General features: G+C 49.2%; 18 protein-coding genes. 1 reads left to right on the top strand and 17 read right to left on the bottom strand.

Annotation, left to right across the window (positions count from 1 at the left end):
* Window positions 1–110: 110 nt before the first annotated feature.
* The 12 genes from murA to DVG79_RS14365 all read right to left on the bottom strand — a co-directional run bounded on the left by murA (window position 111) and on the right by DVG79_RS14365 (window position 9385).
* The gene (murA, locus tag DVG79_RS14420; RefSeq protein WP_114597338.1) at window positions 111–1415 is read right to left on the bottom strand and encodes a UDP-N-acetylglucosamine 1-carboxyvinyltransferase; all 1305 of its coding nucleotides are present in this window, start codon (window positions 1413–1415) and stop codon (window positions 111–113) included.
* 235 nt (window positions 1416–1650) lie between these two features.
* Complete coding sequence (locus DVG79_RS14415; RefSeq protein ID WP_114597337.1) at window positions 1651–1884, bottom strand: DUF1146 family protein; 234 nt, start codon at window positions 1882–1884, stop codon at window positions 1651–1653.
* 321 nt (window positions 1885–2205) lie between these two features.
* Window positions 2206–2619 (bottom strand): F0F1 ATP synthase subunit epsilon, encoded by a 414-nt coding sequence (locus tag DVG79_RS14410; RefSeq protein ID WP_114597336.1) that lies wholly within the window; start codon window positions 2617–2619, stop codon window positions 2206–2208.
* 26 nt (window positions 2620–2645) lie between these two features.
* Window positions 2646–4064 (bottom strand): F0F1 ATP synthase subunit beta, encoded by a 1419-nt coding sequence (atpD, locus tag DVG79_RS14405; protein WP_114597335.1) that lies wholly within the window; start codon window positions 4062–4064, stop codon window positions 2646–2648.
* A 35-nt stretch (window positions 4065–4099) separates the two neighbouring features.
* Window positions 4100–4951: an ATP synthase F1 subunit gamma gene (atpG, locus tag DVG79_RS14400; protein WP_012371541.1), complete on the bottom strand. Its 852-nt coding sequence runs from the start codon at window positions 4949–4951 to the stop codon at window positions 4100–4102.
* Window positions 4952–5008: 57 nt separating this feature from the next.
* Complete coding sequence (gene atpA, locus DVG79_RS14395; protein WP_012371542.1) at window positions 5009–6517, bottom strand: F0F1 ATP synthase subunit alpha; 1509 nt, start codon at window positions 6515–6517, stop codon at window positions 5009–5011.
* A gap of 19 nt (window positions 6518–6536) precedes the next feature.
* Complete coding sequence (locus tag DVG79_RS14390; protein WP_114597334.1) at window positions 6537–7070, bottom strand: F0F1 ATP synthase subunit delta; 534 nt, start codon at window positions 7068–7070, stop codon at window positions 6537–6539.
* A complete protein-coding gene (atpF, locus tag DVG79_RS14385) occupies window positions 7070–7606 on the bottom strand; it encodes a F0F1 ATP synthase subunit B (protein WP_114597333.1) in 537 nt (178 codons plus the stop codon). The genes DVG79_RS14390 and atpF overlap by 1 nt, the downstream gene beginning before the upstream one ends.
* Window positions 7607–7743: 137 nt before the next feature.
* On the bottom strand, window positions 7744–7956 hold the full coding sequence (gene atpE, locus DVG79_RS14380) for a F0F1 ATP synthase subunit C (protein ID WP_012371545.1): 213 nt from the start codon (window positions 7954–7956) through the stop codon (window positions 7744–7746).
* 75 nt (window positions 7957–8031) lie between these two features.
* Entirely contained in the window at window positions 8032–8775 is a 744-nt protein-coding gene (gene atpB, locus DVG79_RS14375; protein WP_026827347.1) for a F0F1 ATP synthase subunit A, read from the bottom strand.
* 8 nt (window positions 8776–8783) lie between these two features.
* Complete coding sequence (locus DVG79_RS14370; protein WP_012371547.1) at window positions 8784–9170, bottom strand: ATP synthase subunit I; 387 nt, start codon at window positions 9168–9170, stop codon at window positions 8784–8786.
* On the bottom strand, window positions 9167–9385 hold the full coding sequence (locus DVG79_RS14365; RefSeq protein WP_012371548.1) for an AtpZ/AtpI family protein: 219 nt from the start codon (window positions 9383–9385) through the stop codon (window positions 9167–9169). The genes DVG79_RS14370 and DVG79_RS14365 overlap by 4 nt, the downstream gene beginning before the upstream one ends.
* Window positions 9386–10032: 647 nt before the next feature.
* Between DVG79_RS14365 and DVG79_RS14360 the strand changes: the two genes are divergently transcribed.
* Window positions 10033–10824, top strand: a complete 792-nt coding sequence (locus DVG79_RS14360; RefSeq protein WP_114597332.1) for a pentapeptide repeat-containing protein — start codon at window positions 10033–10035, stop codon at window positions 10822–10824.
* Between the two features lie 320 nt (window positions 10825–11144).
* Here DVG79_RS14360 and wecB read toward each other — a convergent pair whose 3' ends face one another.
* The 5 genes from wecB to DVG79_RS14335 form a co-directional block, all read right to left on the bottom strand.
* Window positions 11145–12281, bottom strand: a complete 1137-nt coding sequence (gene wecB, locus DVG79_RS14355; RefSeq protein WP_114597331.1) for a non-hydrolyzing UDP-N-acetylglucosamine 2-epimerase — start codon at window positions 12279–12281, stop codon at window positions 11145–11147.
* A gap of 128 nt (window positions 12282–12409) precedes the next feature.
* On the bottom strand, window positions 12410–13039 hold the full coding sequence (gene upp / locus DVG79_RS14350) for a uracil phosphoribosyltransferase (protein WP_012371551.1): 630 nt from the start codon (window positions 13037–13039) through the stop codon (window positions 12410–12412).
* A 76-nt stretch (window positions 13040–13115) separates the two neighbouring features.
* The gene (locus DVG79_RS14345; RefSeq protein WP_114597330.1) at window positions 13116–14093 is read right to left on the bottom strand and encodes a hypothetical protein; all 978 of its coding nucleotides are present in this window, start codon (window positions 14091–14093) and stop codon (window positions 13116–13118) included.
* Window positions 14094–14199: 106 nt separating this feature from the next.
* A complete protein-coding gene (locus DVG79_RS14340; protein ID WP_114597329.1) occupies window positions 14200–14844 on the bottom strand; it encodes an ABC transporter ATP-binding protein in 645 nt (214 codons plus the stop codon).
* On the bottom strand, window positions 14841–15872 hold the full coding sequence (locus tag DVG79_RS14335) for an ABC transporter permease (protein WP_114597328.1): 1032 nt from the start codon (window positions 15870–15872) through the stop codon (window positions 14841–14843). The genes DVG79_RS14340 and DVG79_RS14335 overlap by 4 nt, the downstream gene beginning before the upstream one ends.
* Window positions 15873–15876: the final 4 nt, after the last annotated feature.

Genomic DNA, 15876 nt, shown 5'->3' with positions numbered 1-15876 from the left:
GTCTAACCCATTTATGTATACATACCTTTCAATTCTAGCACAGGGAAACAAAAAGAGACGACTTTCTTTTTGAGAAAGTCGTCAAGAATGTATTGGAATGAAATGATAGCTTAAAGCTTCGTCGCCGCCGTCTCTTCGATGGCCACTGTTTCTTCCGTGATGCGTTCGACATCTGCGCCGAGTGCTTGTAATTTAAGATGGAAATCAACGTATCCACGATCGATGTGATGCAAGGCACCCACACGTGTTTCGCCTTCTGCAATCAATCCTGCAGTCACAAGTGCTGCCCCTGAACGAAGGTCCGTTGAAAGGACTTCTGCGCCTTGAAGCTGGATGCCGCCTGTGATGATCGATGAACGTCCTTCGATCTTGATGTCAGCGTTCATACGACGGAATTCTTCGACGTGCATGAAACGGTTTTCGAAGACTGTTTCCGTGATGACAGAAGTACCTTCTGCTTTTAAGACCAACGCCATCATTTGCGCTTGAACGTCTGTCGGGAAACCAGGGTGTGGCATCGTCTTGACATCAATCGCAACGAGTTTCTTCGGTCCGACGACACGAAGTCCTTCTTCTGTATCCGAGATTTTAACACCCATCTCTTCCATTTTCGAAATCAATGGACGGAGGTGTTCACGCTCGGCACCGATGACTTCAACGTCACCTTCCGTGATCGCAGCTGCAATCATGAATGTGCCGGCTTCGATGCGGTCTGGAATGACATAGTGGTTGCCGCCGTGAAGTTTTTCAACACCTTCGATGCGAATCGTCTCTGTACCGGCACCGCGGACTTTTGCGCCCATTGCGTTGAGGAAGTTTGCGAGATCGACGATTTCCGGTTCTTTTGCGACGTTTTCGATGACTGTCGTACCTTCAGCAAGTGTCGCTGCCATCATGATGTTTTCTGTTGCACCGACTGACGGGAAGTCGAGGTAGATTTTTGCACCTTGCAGACGACCGTCAACGTGTGCTTCAACAAATCCGTTGCCGATGATTGTTTTCGCGCCCATCGCTTCGAATCCTTTTAAGTGAAGATCGATTGGACGTGAACCAATCGCACAGCCACCTGGCATGGCGACACGTGCACGACCGAGACGCGCAAGGAGTGGTCCCATGACAAGGATTGACGCACGCATCTTCCGAACGTATTCAAGTGGTGCTTCGTCTTTCAATTCTGCTTCTGCATTGACCGAGACTGTGTTTGCTTCAGCATCGAATGTTACTTCTGCGTTCAGGTTCCGTAAGACGTTATTGATGGTATAGACGTCTGCCAGACGGGGAACGTTCTGAAGGACCGATGTACCTTCTGAAGCCAGCAATGTTGCGACCAATGTTTTCAAGACTGCGTTTTTTGCACCTTCTACTTTTACCGTTCCAGCTAATTTACGTCCGCCACGGACAACGATTTTTTCCATTACTCATACTCCTCTGCTTTCGTTTCTGTTCTATTATGTTCAATTCGCGATTGGTGTGCATCATAGTTGAAGACCAACGCATGATAGAAGAGAAACACCCTATAGTTAATCTCTCATTCCAAATCCAACACGACTTTTCAGCTTGACAATGGTTACGTTTCTTCATTATAAGAATACTATCCTGTTCCATACTAAATCAGATTGATGATTTAGGGTTTACAACGAAGTTACAAGTTCACCCGACTAAGAACTGGAGACGCTGTGCGAATCCTGAATAGTCGAGTAAAAAGCGGGCGATCAGCGAACCGAGCGCCACGGCAAGCAACACACGTAAGACAACAGCCTGCGGTCCTTTCGGATGTTGCAGGAACTTCTCCCACTTGACCGGAAGGAGTGACCACCAGGCGAAGACAATCGCCGTTAAATAAACGAGCATACTGATTAATGCACTTAAACCGATTGACGTCACTGCTACTGCACCTCTTCTGTTAAGGTTTTTCCAACCTTACCATGATTTCATACAATGAATGATTGCGCAAACAAAAAGGCACAAGATAATTTATTTTAGCGTATAAAATATATTATGAAAAGAGTATTATGGAAAATTCCACATAATAAGATTGAAAAATGTGTGAAGAGGACACATATATGTCCTTTTACTTTTTTTAGCGTTGTTAAACCTGAATCATCCAACAGATTTGTGAAAGCGGTTGTCCTGCAGGAAATCATTGACCTCTCCTCAAAAAAAAGACCCGGCTTCCATGACGGAAACCGGGTCTTTTAACTTGGATCAATCGCGACCGTACTCTTTTAGGTTGAGACGGTTGATTGCGCGTTTCAATGAAAGCTCAGCGCGTTTGAACTCAAGATCTGATAATTTCGTGTCCTGGAGGCGACGTTCTGCCCGGACTTTCGCAGCCGAGGCACGGTCGTAATCGACCTTGTCCGCTGCTTCAGCCGTTTCAGCAAGAACCGTCACTGTATCCTGGCGCACTTCCATAAAGCCACCGCTGATAGCGATCAACGTGCGTCCGCCATCTTCGTGGCGCAACTTCAAGATGCTGATGTCGAGTGGTGTTACGAGCGGTACGTGGTGCGGGAGAACCCCGATCTCACCAGATATCGTTTTCGCGACGACCATACGAACATTCCCATCATACACTTCGCCATCCGGGGTGACGATATTGACATGAAGTGTGTTCATCTCAAGTCCCCCTTATGCTTTGTCACTTAGACAAGCGTCTTCGCTTTTTCAATCGCATCTTCGATCGGACCGACGAGACGGAATGCTTCTTCCGTCAAATCATCATGTTTCCCACCGAGGATTTCTTTGAAGCCGCGGATCGTGTCCTTAACCGGGACGTACGATCCTTTTTGTCCTGTGAACTGCTCAGCTACGTGGAAGTTCTGCGACAAGAAGAACTGGATACGACGCGCACGGTGTACAGTCAATTTGTCTTCTTCAGACAACTCGTCCATACCGAGGATCGCGATGATATCCTGAAGCTCTTTGTAGCGCTGAAGTGTTTCCTGAACTTGACGAGCTACACCGTAATGCTCTTCGCCGACGATTTCCGGTGAAAGGGCACGTGAAGTCGAAGCAAGTGGATCCACGGCAGGATAGATACCCATCTCAGAGAGACGGCGCTCAAGGTTCGTCGTTGCATCCAAGTGGGCAAACGTCGTCGCAGGAGCCGGGTCAGTATAGTCATCGGCTGGTACATAAACCGCTTGGATTGATGTAACCGAACCTTTGTTTGTTGACGTGATACGCTCTTGAAGCATACCCATCTCTGTAGCAAGTGTCGGCTGGTAACCAACCGCAGATGGCATACGACCGAGAAGGGCCGATACTTCTGAACCTGCTTGTGTGTAACGGAAGATGTTATCAACGAAGAGAAGAACGTCTTGTCCCTGCTCATCACGGAAGTATTCCGCCATTGTCAAACCAGTCAAGGCAACACGAAGACGTGCGCCCGGCGGCTCGTTCATCTGACCGAAGACCATCGCTGTTTGTTTGATAACGCCTGAATCCGTCATCTCGTGGTACAAGTCATTACCTTCACGCGTCCGCTCACCAACACCTGCGAATACCGAGATACCGCTGTGCTCTTGCGCGATGTTGTTGATCAATTCCTGGATGAGGACGGTCTTACCTACACCGGCACCACCGAAGAGACCGATCTTACCACCCTTGATGTAAGGAGCGAGTAAGTCAACGACTTTAATTCCTGTTTCGAGGATTTCAACTTTTGTTGAAAGGTTATCAAATGTCGGTGCTTTTTTGTGGATCGGAAGACGTTCCACGCTTGCATCGAGTTCTTTTTCATCAATTGGGTTACCGAGTACGTTGAAGACGCGACCAAGCGTTGCTTCTCCGACAGGTACCGAGATTGGAGCACCAGTGTCCAGTACTTCCACTCCACGGCGTACACCATCCGTAGAATCCATCGCAATGGTACGGACGACATCGTCACCAAGGTGCAAGGCGACCTCAAGCGTCAAGTCGATAGCCACTTCTTCTACTGTTTGCGGCGTATATTGAATACGAAGCGCGTTGTAGATCTTCGGCAAGTGTCCGTCGAACTTAACGTCGATGACAGGTCCCATGACCGCGACGACGCGGCCTTTTAAACCGAGTTCGTTCATCGTGTTTCCTCCTAGCTATCATTACGCCGAGTGGATTACTGCTGGGCAGCGGCTCCACTGACGATCTCTGTGATTTCTTGCGTGATTGCAGCTTGTCGAGCCCGGTTGTAGACGAGAGTCAATCGACCGATCAAGTCATCTGCGTTATCTGTCGCACTTTGCATTGCTGTCATACGTGACGCATGTTCTGCTACTTTCGCGTCAAGAAGCGCACCGAAAATCAAGCTCTCCGCATAACGCGGAAGGAGTTCAGCCAGGATTTGTTCCTCGCTTGGCTCGTACTCATAAGTCGTCGAAGACGAAGCTTCGATTTCTCCGAGCGGGAGAAGGGTTTCGACTTTCACTTCCTGGCTGATGACAGACATGAAGTGGTTGTAGCACAGCTTGAGTTCGTCGATTTCGCCGAGCGTGAACGCACTCACTGTACGCTTCACGATTTCTGCGACATCGACATACGAAGGAGAATCGTTTAGTCCTGTGATCGCATCCGTGACCGTGATTCCGCGTGAACGGAAGAACTGGACACCGACTTTACCGACCACGAACAAGACGTAACTGTCCGTAGTATGCTTTTCATTGATTTCCCGGTAGACTTCACGCAGCACGTTGGCGTTATATGCACCAGCTAAGCCGCGATCCGATGTGATGACGATATAGCCTGTCTTTTTGACAGGACGTTTTTCGAGCATCGGATGGCTAGCACCTGTCGTGCCATTCGCAATGGTTCCGAGCACTTCCTGCATTTTCAGCATGTAAGGCTGGAACTTCGCGCTATGTGCTTGAGCGCGGTTCAGTTTCGACGCCGAAACCATGTTCATCGCTTTCGTGATCTGTTTCGTACTTTTCGTCGAGTTGATCCGCATTTGTATCTCGCGCAACGATGCCATTTCGATTCACCACCTTGTTAGTATCAAGAGTGTTCCGCCGAGCCTAAGAGAAATCTCTTAGACTGTCGGTTGGAACGTTTTCTTAAATTCTGAGATTGCAGTAACGATTTCTTCGTCAGCTGGAAGGTTACCTGTTTTACGGATCTCGTCGCAAAGTTGTTTGCGGTTTTGATCGAGCCAGAGGTTGAGTTCCTTTTCAAAACGACGAATATCTGAAACGGCAACATCATCAAGGTGACCACGAGTCAAGGCATAGATGATGATGACTTGCTTATCGACAGTCAACGGTTGGTTAAGGTCCTGTTTCAGAACCTCTACTGTCCGCTCACCACGGTTAAGTTTCGATTGTGTCGCTTTATCAAGGTCAGATCCGAACTGTGAAAAGGCTTCGAGCTCACGGTAAGAAGCGAGGTCAAGACGGAGCGTACCCGCTACCTTCTTCATCGCTTTCACTTGAGCCGAACCACCTACACGCGATACCGAGAGACCCGGGTTGATCGCTGGACGGACACCTGAGAAGAAGAGATCCGATTGAAGGAAGATTTGACCATCCGTGATCGAGATAACGTTTGTCGGGATGTAAGCCGAGATATCCGACGCTTGTGTCTCGATGAATGGAAGTGCTGTTAAGCTACCTGCGCCAAGTCCGTCGTTCAATTTCGCTGCACGCTCAAGGAGACGTGAGTGAAGGTAGAAGACATCACCCGGGTAGGCTTCGCGGCCTGGTGGACGCTTCAGAAGAAGCGAAAGCTCACGGTATGCCGCTGCTTGTTTCGAAAGATCATCATAGATGACAAGAACGTGCTTGCCGAGATCCATGAAGTGTTCACCCATCGCTACACCAGCGAATGGTGCGAGGTAAAGAAGTGGCGCCGGCTGTGAAGCTGCTGCCGAAACGACGATCGTGTAATCGAGTGCACCGTTTTTACGGAGTGTTTCAACAACACCACGGACTGTTGATTCTTTTTGTCCGATTGCGACGTAGATACAGATCATGTTTTCTTCTTTTTGGTTGATGATCGTATCGATGGCGATCGACGTTTTACCCGTCTGACGGTCACCGATGATCAACTCACGTTGTCCACGGCCGATTGGAACGAGGGCATCGATTGCCTTGATTCCCGTCTGAAGTGGTTCGTGAACTGATTTACGTGCCATAACACCAGAAGCTTTACGCTCGATCGGGTTATAGTGTTCTGTTTCGATTGGACCAAGACCATCAATCGGCATACCGAGCGGGTTAACGACACGTCCGAGGAGTGCGTCTCCAGTTGGTACTTCCATGATGCGGCCCGTACGGCGAACAGAGTCGCCTTCTTTGATTTCAAGGTAGTCACCAAGAATGATGATACCGACGTTGCCTTCTTCTAAGTTTTGCGCCAAGCCCATTGTGCCGTTAGCGAATTCTACGAGCTCTCCCGACATGACGTTGTCGAGTCCGTGTGCACGAGCGATACCATCACCGATTTGGATGACTGTACCTGTCTCGTTCACTTCCATCGTAGAACCGTACTGCGCGATACGCGCTTTAAGCAGGGCGCTGATTTCTTCAGCTCTAATGCTCATGCGTTTCACCCCTATTTTCTTACGCTTTTAACAGCTCACGCTCAAGTCGCGTTAGTTTCGTTTCGATCGTGCCATCATATGTCGTGTAACCGATTTGAACACGAAGTCCGCCGATTACGTTCGTATCAACAACATTTTCTACTTCAAGCGTTTTACCTGATTTTTGGCCAAACGTTTCCTTCACATTCGTGAGTTCTTCGTCTGACAGTTTGTATGCACTTGTCACGATTGCTGTCGCAACGTTACGGTGCTCATTCAACAACGCGATGAAATGCTCCGGCAATGACAATACTTCCGATGCCCGGTCGTTTTCGACCATGACGAGGATCGTATTTAAGACAATCGTATTGAAGCCTGTGAAGCTCGTATGAAGGACTTGCTTCAGCTCTTCTGCAGAAATCGACGGGTTTCCTAAAACCGATGCGAGCTCTGGTGTTGCGTGGAGCACTTCGCCGAGCGTTCGCACATCAGCTTCTGCTTGTTCGAGCACATGGTGCTCAAGTGCAAGATCGAAGAGCGCTTTTGCGTAGCGTCCCGCTACGTGGTCACGCATTAGTTCGTGCCCTTAGTGTCAGCGAGGAATTGGTCGACGAGTGCACGTTGTGCCGCTTCGTCTGTCGCAAGCTGTGTTTTCATGACGTGGCGGGCTGCAGCGATTGCTTGAAGAGCAACATCGTTCTTCAAAGCAGCTTGTGCTTCAGCGCGTTCACGTTCGATTGCACGGCGAGCTTCTTCCTTGCTCAATTCTGTTTCGACACGTGCCTGCTCCATCGCACGTGCTTGTTCCGCCTCAGCTTGACGGCGTGATGCTTCTAACAGGTCACGTGCTTCCGTACGTGCCTTGTTGAGTTCTGCTTGTTGTTGTTCTACGTAGACTTCAGCGTCTTTCCGGCTTTTTTCAGCCGAATTGATCTCGCTAGCCACATGCTCTTCCCGCGCTTTCATCATGTTGACGAGCGGGCCCCATGCGAATTTCTTCAAGAGGATGAGGAGCAAGAGGAAAACGACGATCGTGACGATCATGTTGGCGAGTAAGAGATGACCTGCTTCAGCAGTCTCTGTCTCAGCCGCAAGATACGTGAGATTCATTCGATTACACTCCCCTCGTGGTTGGTCCTACTTCTAATATCTACATAAGGGAGCCGCAGCCCCCATGACGGTTCACTCTAGTGGAACGAATAACGCCCTATGTAGCTCAGTTCTTGGTACGTAAAATTAAATACGGATTAAGAGTTGAGGAGAAGGAAACCGACCGCTACACCGATGATTGGAAGTGCCTCAACGAGACCGATACCGATGAACATTGTTTGACGAAGTTCGTTTTTGAGTTCTGGCTGACGTGCTTGTCCTAATACTGTACCGTTTACGATAAGACCGTTACCGATACCTGCGCCGAGTGCGCCGAGTCCGATGATGATCGCTGTTGCAATAAGTTCCATTATGAATTGCCTCCCTAGATTGTGTTCGAAATTTGGTCGTGCGATTATCGGAAAAGCAGATGCTTTACCTTCGAATTAATGGTCGTGCGCTGCCTTATGCCCGATGTAAACCATCGTTAAGATAAGGAAGATATACGCTTGGATTGCTCCGATGAAGAGTGAGAATCCTTGCCAGATCAACATTGGGATCGCTGACAGGATGACACCGACTGGTCCGAGGAATTGGAAATCGTTCGTTCCAGAGATGATACCGATCGAGAGAATGATACCAATCATGATCTCACCCGCGAAGATGTTACCGTAAAGACGAAGACCAAGTGTCAACGTGTTTGCGAACTCCTCGATGATGGTAATAATAAACATCGGCGTCATAAACGTTTTCGCATACGAGCCGAAGCCGCGCATTTTCACACCGTAATAATGGCTCATGACCACTACCATAGAGGAAAGTGCAAGTGTCACATACGGATCTGCAGTTGGTGAGTTGAACCAAATGTAGTGACCCGTCACAACGTTAAAGGGAAGACCCATTAAGTTGGACACGATGATGAACAGGAACAGTGTCATTCCGAAAGTTAGGAAGCGACCCCCTGTTTTCCAGTCCATCGTGCTGCTGATGATTCCGCGAACGAACTCGAGGAACATCTCCATCACGTTTTGAGCACCGGTCGGCTTCATCACAAGACGTCGCGTACCGGCCACGGCAATCAGGAAAACGAGAGCAGCTGCAATCAGCACTGTGATCAAGTTTGTCCAGCTACCGTACAGAACGAAGTCGCCCCAGAGTGGGATTTCGTAAAGTGGCATTTCGTGGTTCATTTGATTATTCACCTCTTTTCCCGCTTAAGTTCGTGAGTAAAATACTCACAAAATTGTATGACGTGGCCGGCGAGAAGGCCTATTACCACCGCAGTTAATGACAATTCGGCTTCATACTTCAAGCCGATCATCACACAGAGTACCGCGACCGCCATGCGTGATACGGTCCCTCGAGACATCGGCTTGCGCCCACGCTCGATTACACGATACATTCGATCGACGCTTAATCGTTGCAGCGTCAAGATCATGAAGCTACCTGCCCCACCCAGCGCCAGTCCATAAATCACCGGATCACTCGGATAACCGACAAGCAACAGGACGGCAAGGATTCCATAATAGAGTCCAAACCATCGTAAGTACGCACGATACAACGCATCTTGAAGGATGATATTCATGTCTTGTCTCCTAACAAGTGCCTGATCATTGCGATCATGCAGAGAATTCCGATGAAAATCCCGATGAACACTGCAAACGTCGCGCCCATCTTTTGCCACCAGTCCTGCTGTTCCCCATAGTTCCCAACAAGAAAGCCGATGACGATCGGTGCGGCTAGTGCCGTCGAAATTTGCGAGGCCATGACCATACTCGTCGCGAGCCCTTTTTGGCGCACTAGAGACGACCCCCTTTTCCCAGTTGTGAGTTCTTTTTCTTTCCCACAATTTGCGGATTTTCATACTAGTCAAGAATACAATGAGAACCATTTCATAGTCAAATGAATTCACAATTAAAATGGACCGTCGAAACCATTGTATATCAACAATTGATAAGGTTTTCACAGAGGTCTCCCCCGGCACTCTTTTCACGAAGATGTGAAGAAAATATGTAGTACTATCAACGTTTATCGAGATGGTTCACTAGGTGAACAAAACCATTGAACAGTAACGTTATATCGTCTTTCGTAATGAGAAACAAGTCGTCTAAATTTGATTTGTGTCGATTTTGTGAAAAAACATTTTTTCTTCACAATTGTAAACGCTTCCGTTTCGGGACACAAAAACGTCTCTGACATCTGTTTGTAACAATGCCTGCGGACGATTTCCAATTCGTGTCGTGTGTGCCTTGTCACAGCTTAAAATGTCACGGATGATTTGCTGCTTTTAAGGTCACGGTGCAGCTGTTTTTTTTACAAAAACCATATGTTCAGTCCTCTCATTTGAGTGGAGCCGCTGCTCGTTTACTCGTTTACCGTGATTTGAAAACGATGTCTACATATGCTAAAAAGAAGTGACATGAACAAATCAAAAGGAAGTGAAGAGAATGGAAACCGAACGCTTTCGAGTTCAGTGCGGGGACTGCTTCGGATTGTGTTGTACGGCACTCGCTTTTTCCGCCTCAAGCGATTTTGGTCACGACAAACCGGAAGCGACGCCTTGCCGGAATCTAGACACCGATTACCGTTGCCGGATTCATGACCGTTTGCGCCCGAGCGGGTATAAAGGATGTACCGTCTATGACTGCTTTGGTGCCGGGCAACAGATTTCACAGGTGACATTCAAAGGTGTCTACGATGAAACGACGAAACCGGTCATGTACGCCCTCTATCCGAAGATGGTCCATCTGCAGGAAATGATGTGGTACCTGACAGACGGTATCCGACCAGTCACCCGGACGATTTATCCGTTGCTCGAGGACAAGCTGGCCGAACTCGATGCCCTGACCCACTCTTCTCCGGAAGAACTGGCGGCACTCGATCTCGATCAGGTAAGGGCAACCGTTCTACCGCTTCTTGCCCAAATCGAAGAACTGGTTCAAACGCCGGTCTCAGGGACAAGCAGACGTCCGCTCCCCCGCGACTGGATCGGAAAAAATCTTGCCGGACAGGATTTCTCCGGCTTAAGCGTCCGCGGCCAGTTTTTACTCGCGACGAACTTATCGAACAGCCGGTTGCGCGGCGTCAACTTCCTCGGTGCCGATCTGCGGGACTGTCAATTGGCAGGAGCTGATTTGACCGATGCGTTGTTTTTGACACAGGCGCAGGTCAATGCTGCACAAGGCGACGCCAAGACACGTCTGCCGGAACGGTTGCTCCGCCCGTCACACTGGGCGTAATTCACTATTCTCCGACAAGAGGAGTGTCTCTTTTCCAAACATAACCGTCATACTATCTTAACAGGCGTTCCGTCCTCTTCCTCATGCGCTTTCCGCAGGCGAGACACAAGCCAGCTTTCCTGCCCCTATGGTCAGGAAACCGGGTCTCGTTTGTCTCTGACAGCGCAAAAAAACGCGCTTTTTCCTGCAGGAGTCGCATGAAACGAGGACGTTCACGGTATTTGGAAAGTTGATCTGTTATCTGTTGTACTCAATACAAAGGACCGGTGCCGCCGTTTTTACGGTATCACCGGTCCTTTTGCTGTATGTTTACACTTTCGTCAGTTCTCTACTTTAAACGGCTCAAACGCCGCATCCTGATTAAAATGTTCCAGAATTGCCGCCGCAATCCGTTCAGAGGCATGACCATCTCCATAAGGATTCGAAGCCTGGGCCATCTTGTTATATGCTACTTCGTCCTCGAGCAACTCACTCGCGAGACGATAGATTGTTTCTTCATCCGTTCCGGCCAGCTTCAGCGTTCCCGCTTTAACGCCTTCCGGACGTTCGGTCGTATCGCGTAAGACGAGCACCGGCACACCGAGTGACGGAGCTTCTTCCTGGACGCCGCCGGAATCCGTCAAGATAAGGTGCGCCCGGCTCGCAAAGTTATGGAAGTCAAAGACGTCGAGCGGCGGAATCAGGGTGATGCGTTCGTGTCCTCCGAATACGTCACTCGCCGCTTCCTGGACGACAGGATTCAAGTGAACCGGATAGACGACATGAATGTCCGGATGGTCGTCAACAAGACGCCGGATCGCCCGGAACATCTGGTGCATCTTCGCACCTAAATTTTCCCGCCGATGGGCCGTCATCAGGACAAGTCGCTTCGAACCGATTTGTTCGAGAACGGGATGGACGTAATCCGGTTGGACCGTCGTTTGCAGGGCATCAATCGCTGTGTTTCCGGTCACGAAAACACCCGCGTGTCTGTTTTCCGACGCCAGATTCGCTGCCGCCTGCTCGGTCGGTGCAAAATGCAGATCGGCCAGCGTCGAGGTCAGTTGCCGGTTCACTTCTTCCGGGAACGGTGAGTACTTATTGTATGTACGGAGTCCGGCTTCGACATGTCCCACAGCGATTTGATTATAGTAGGCAGCGAGACTGCCGACGAACGTCGTCGTCGTGTCACCGTGGACAAGGACGAGATCCGGTTTGACTTCCTTCATGACAGCATCGAGTCCCTCGAGACCGCGTGTCGTGATATCGACCAAGGTCTGCCGCGCTTTCATGATGTTCAAGTCATGATCCGGTGTAATCTCGAACAGCTCCAAGACTTGATCGAGCATCTCCCGATGTTGAGCCGTAATCGTGACATGGACGTCAAACGCAGGGTTGTTCTTTAAGACGTTGACGAGCGGTGCCATTTTGATGGCTTCCGGTCGTGTGCCGAAAATCGGCATGACTTTGATGGGCATACGGACTTCCTCCTTCTTGCTTCTGTTTTCATTAAAACATATTCCGCGTCACGTGCGCAGTCCGCACTTGTGGCAACTCGTACAAAAAAAGGCGCTCCCTTCGCAGGAAGCGCCTTTCATTCTGTTTATTACTTTGTACCAAACAGACGGTCACCCGCATCCCCGAGTCCAGGAACGATGTAACCATGGTCGTTCAATTTCTCATCAAGTGCCGCGAGATAAATATCGACATCCGGATGTTCTTCCTGAATGCGTTTGACGCCTTCAGGTGCCGCACAGAGGCAAGCCAGCTTAATGCTTTGTGCACCCTGTTTTTTCAAAGAGGAGATTGCGTCAGCAGCAGAACCGCCTGTCGCAAGCATTGGATCGACGACGACGAAATCACGTTCTGCGACGTCTGTCGGTAATTTGAGATAGTATTCCGTCGGCTCAAGTGTTTCCGGATCACGGTAAAGACCGATGTGTCCTACTTTGACGTTCGGCATCATGCGAAGCATGCCGTCCACCATCCCAAGACCTGCACGAAGAATCGGAACGATTCCCAGTTTCTTGCCCTCGATCATTTTTTGCGTCGTTTTCGTGACCGGTGTCTCGATTTCAACGTCAGTAAGTGGAAGGTCACGCGTGAGTTCATATGCCATCAATGAAGCCACTTCGTCGACAAGCTCCCGGAATTGTTTCGTTCCTGTTTCGACTTTACGCATGATCGTCATCTTGTGCTGAATCAATGGGTGATCAAATACATGTACTTTACTCATTGTTTTGCATCTCCTCTCCATTCTCTTTTCGCATTGTACTCCAAAAAGCGACTACTTGGGAACTGTTTTCTTCGAATCAATCTCCCAGCGTACTCTTCCCTTGAAGGATTGCCTTCGCAGCATATGACCATTCGTTGTCAGGTTGTTTCGCTAATTCCTGTAATGTCGTTTTGTAATTACCGACTTTATTTTTTTGTTCGTAAACAGCCTGCATCCATAAGACATCACTCATGTAACCGGATTCCGGGAAATCATTCCGGTACGCCAGATAGTCACTTTGTTTCGTTTCCTTCAGCTTTCCGGCTGCAATCAGTTTGTAGAAACGTGCCATACCGGCTGTCTCTTTATTCGTCAGGACCTTTCCGGTCAACAATTGGTTCGCCGTTTCATACTCTTTGGACTGAACGGAAGAAACTGCCTCCTGAAGGGCCTGCTCAGGATCCTTCGTTGACGCTTGTGGCTCCTCTTGTTCCGTTTCTTTCGATTGATCGGCTTTAGTTTTTTTTGTTTCCGTCTTTTTTTCTTCAGATACCGTCAGCTTCTCATTTTTTTGTTTCAGCTGTTCGACTTCTTTTTCTAAAGACGCAAGCTTTTGCTCAACGTTCGTTTGCTCGGAAGTTTTTTTAGGCGGAGCTTCCTCGGAAAAATCAACTTGCGTAATGCCGACTGCTAATAGGCCGGCTACGACTAGTCCACCTAACCACAACGGATTGCTCCGAAGAATTTTTTTCCATGACTTCAGTTGCGAATGATTTTGTACAACAGAAGGATATGCCGAAAAACGTTTTCGGGCCAATCGTTTCCCACCGATTTTTCCTGCAATCGCCAATCGGTAACGGTAAATCTCCGCCGGTAACGGAAGAGGTTTCCACTGCATGAACCGTGCATCGGCCTGTTCATAAAAACCGGCTTGTTCCATGATGACAATGGCTTTAAAATCTTCAACCAATCGTTTATAGTCACGTTTTGATAAACTTTTATCTTCCAACCATTTCGTAATGTGTGCCGTATTAATCGTCTCTAGTTCCGACCGTATGAATTTAGATAAGTCCATCGTTTAAATCCACCCTTAAATTATTCGTATTCAGTTAAGTATATCAAAAATACTGCTCTAACTTTTATTTTTAGTGCGAAAACAAAAGTCAGGGCAGTATCCTGTTTTAATTGATTTCTTGAATCTGTCCATCTTCCATCCGTAAGACACGGTCACAATACGTCAGCATCCGTTCGTCATGGGTGATGACGATGACCGTCTTGCCGTGCTCATGTGCCTGTCGCTGCAACAACTCCATCACCTGTCGAGCATTCGTATAGTCGAGGCTCGCGGTTGGTTCGTCCGCTAAGACAAGACGCGGATCATTGACAAGCGCCCGGGCAATCGCGACCCGTTGCCGTTCTCCGCCGGATAGTGCTTGCGGAAGATGGTCGGCGCGGTCACGTAATCCGAACACTTCAAGATGGGCCGCCGCATCGATGGTGTGACCGGCTTCTTCCGCGACAAGCTCCAGTTGTTCCGCTGCGGTTAAAAAGGGGACAAGATGTGATTCCTGAAAGATGAAGCCGATTTCGAGCAGTCGCATTTGTCTTCTTTGTTCATCCGACGTGTCCTGCAGGAGTATGTCATCAAACTGGATCTTTCCTCCGGACGGGGTCTGCAGAAGACCAAGCAGCTGGAGTAATGTACTTTTCCCGCTGCCGCTTGGTCCGACAAGTGCAATCAACTCTCCTTCTTTTGCTTCAAATGAGACATGTTGCAGCACTTTCATCGCCCCATACGTTTGTTCAACCTCCATCAGCTTAATCATCCTGTCATTCCTCCCATCGCATCCGCCGGTTCCAGTTTTTTCAAGGCCCGTAACGGAATCAGACCACCGAGTAATGCTGTCACGATGATCAATCCGCCGTACAGCAGACTGGTCGTCCATTCAAAGCGGAATGGTAAGTCGTCCGGTAACAGTTGGCCGACCGTCCATGTCAACAACAGACTGACTGAAAACGAGACGACCGTCAGCAAAAATACCTGCAGGACGAGTCCTTGTCCGATCGTCCTTGTCCGAATCCCGATCGCCTTCAAGATACCAAGTTGTTTCATCTTTTGCATCGTCAAGATGTAGAAGAAGGCCGTCAAAATCAACGAACCGATGACGATGAGTGCGAGCCGCATCATCTGGAACGAGTTTTGTTCCGCCGCGTAACCCGGTACCTGTTCAACGATTTGCTGTTTCGTATACGTCGCAAGTTTCGTCTTGATCGATTCCTGACTGATGAAGGCCGAGACATAATCCGTCCCCATCTGCTGTTGCCAGTCGTCCCATGTCGAAAGCGTCATCCAGACGACCGGTGCATGGCTGTAGCGTCCGTCGTTGACCGTACCGACGATTTCGAACGTCTGTTTCGTCCGGAAGTCCGTGACCGAATCACCGACTTTCGTACCGCTCTGTTCAGCGTACTGTTGATCGACCAACACCTGTCCGTCCTTTAAGTCCGCCAGTTGACGCGGTCCGTAACGCGTGTCGCCCGGAGAAGCGAACACCGTCACATCGTCTTTTGTTCCATTCTTCTTTTCGAGTACCATGTTTTGTACACCTAGTGCTTCCGTTGCCGCCGGTTGATCCGTCCGCTCTAAAAACGATCGTGTCAGTTGTCCTTCCGCATCTTTGCTCAAGGCGACCTGCTCAATCGGCAAGTTACGGACGACTGCTCCATTGTCATAAGCCAGTCCGTCCGCGAGTCCGGAAATCATCAAAATCAACAAGACGATCAACGTCGTCACGATTGCCATCAAGAAGAACCGTTGCCGCATCCGAATCAATTCACGCCATCCCATCTTCATCTGT

It is taken from the genome of Exiguobacterium sp. RIT594 (genome assembly GCF_003339585.1).
Taxonomy (GTDB): Bacteria; Bacillota; Bacilli; order Exiguobacteriales; family Exiguobacteriaceae; genus Exiguobacterium_A.
This window is presented reverse-complemented; position numbering and strand designations above follow the sequence as displayed.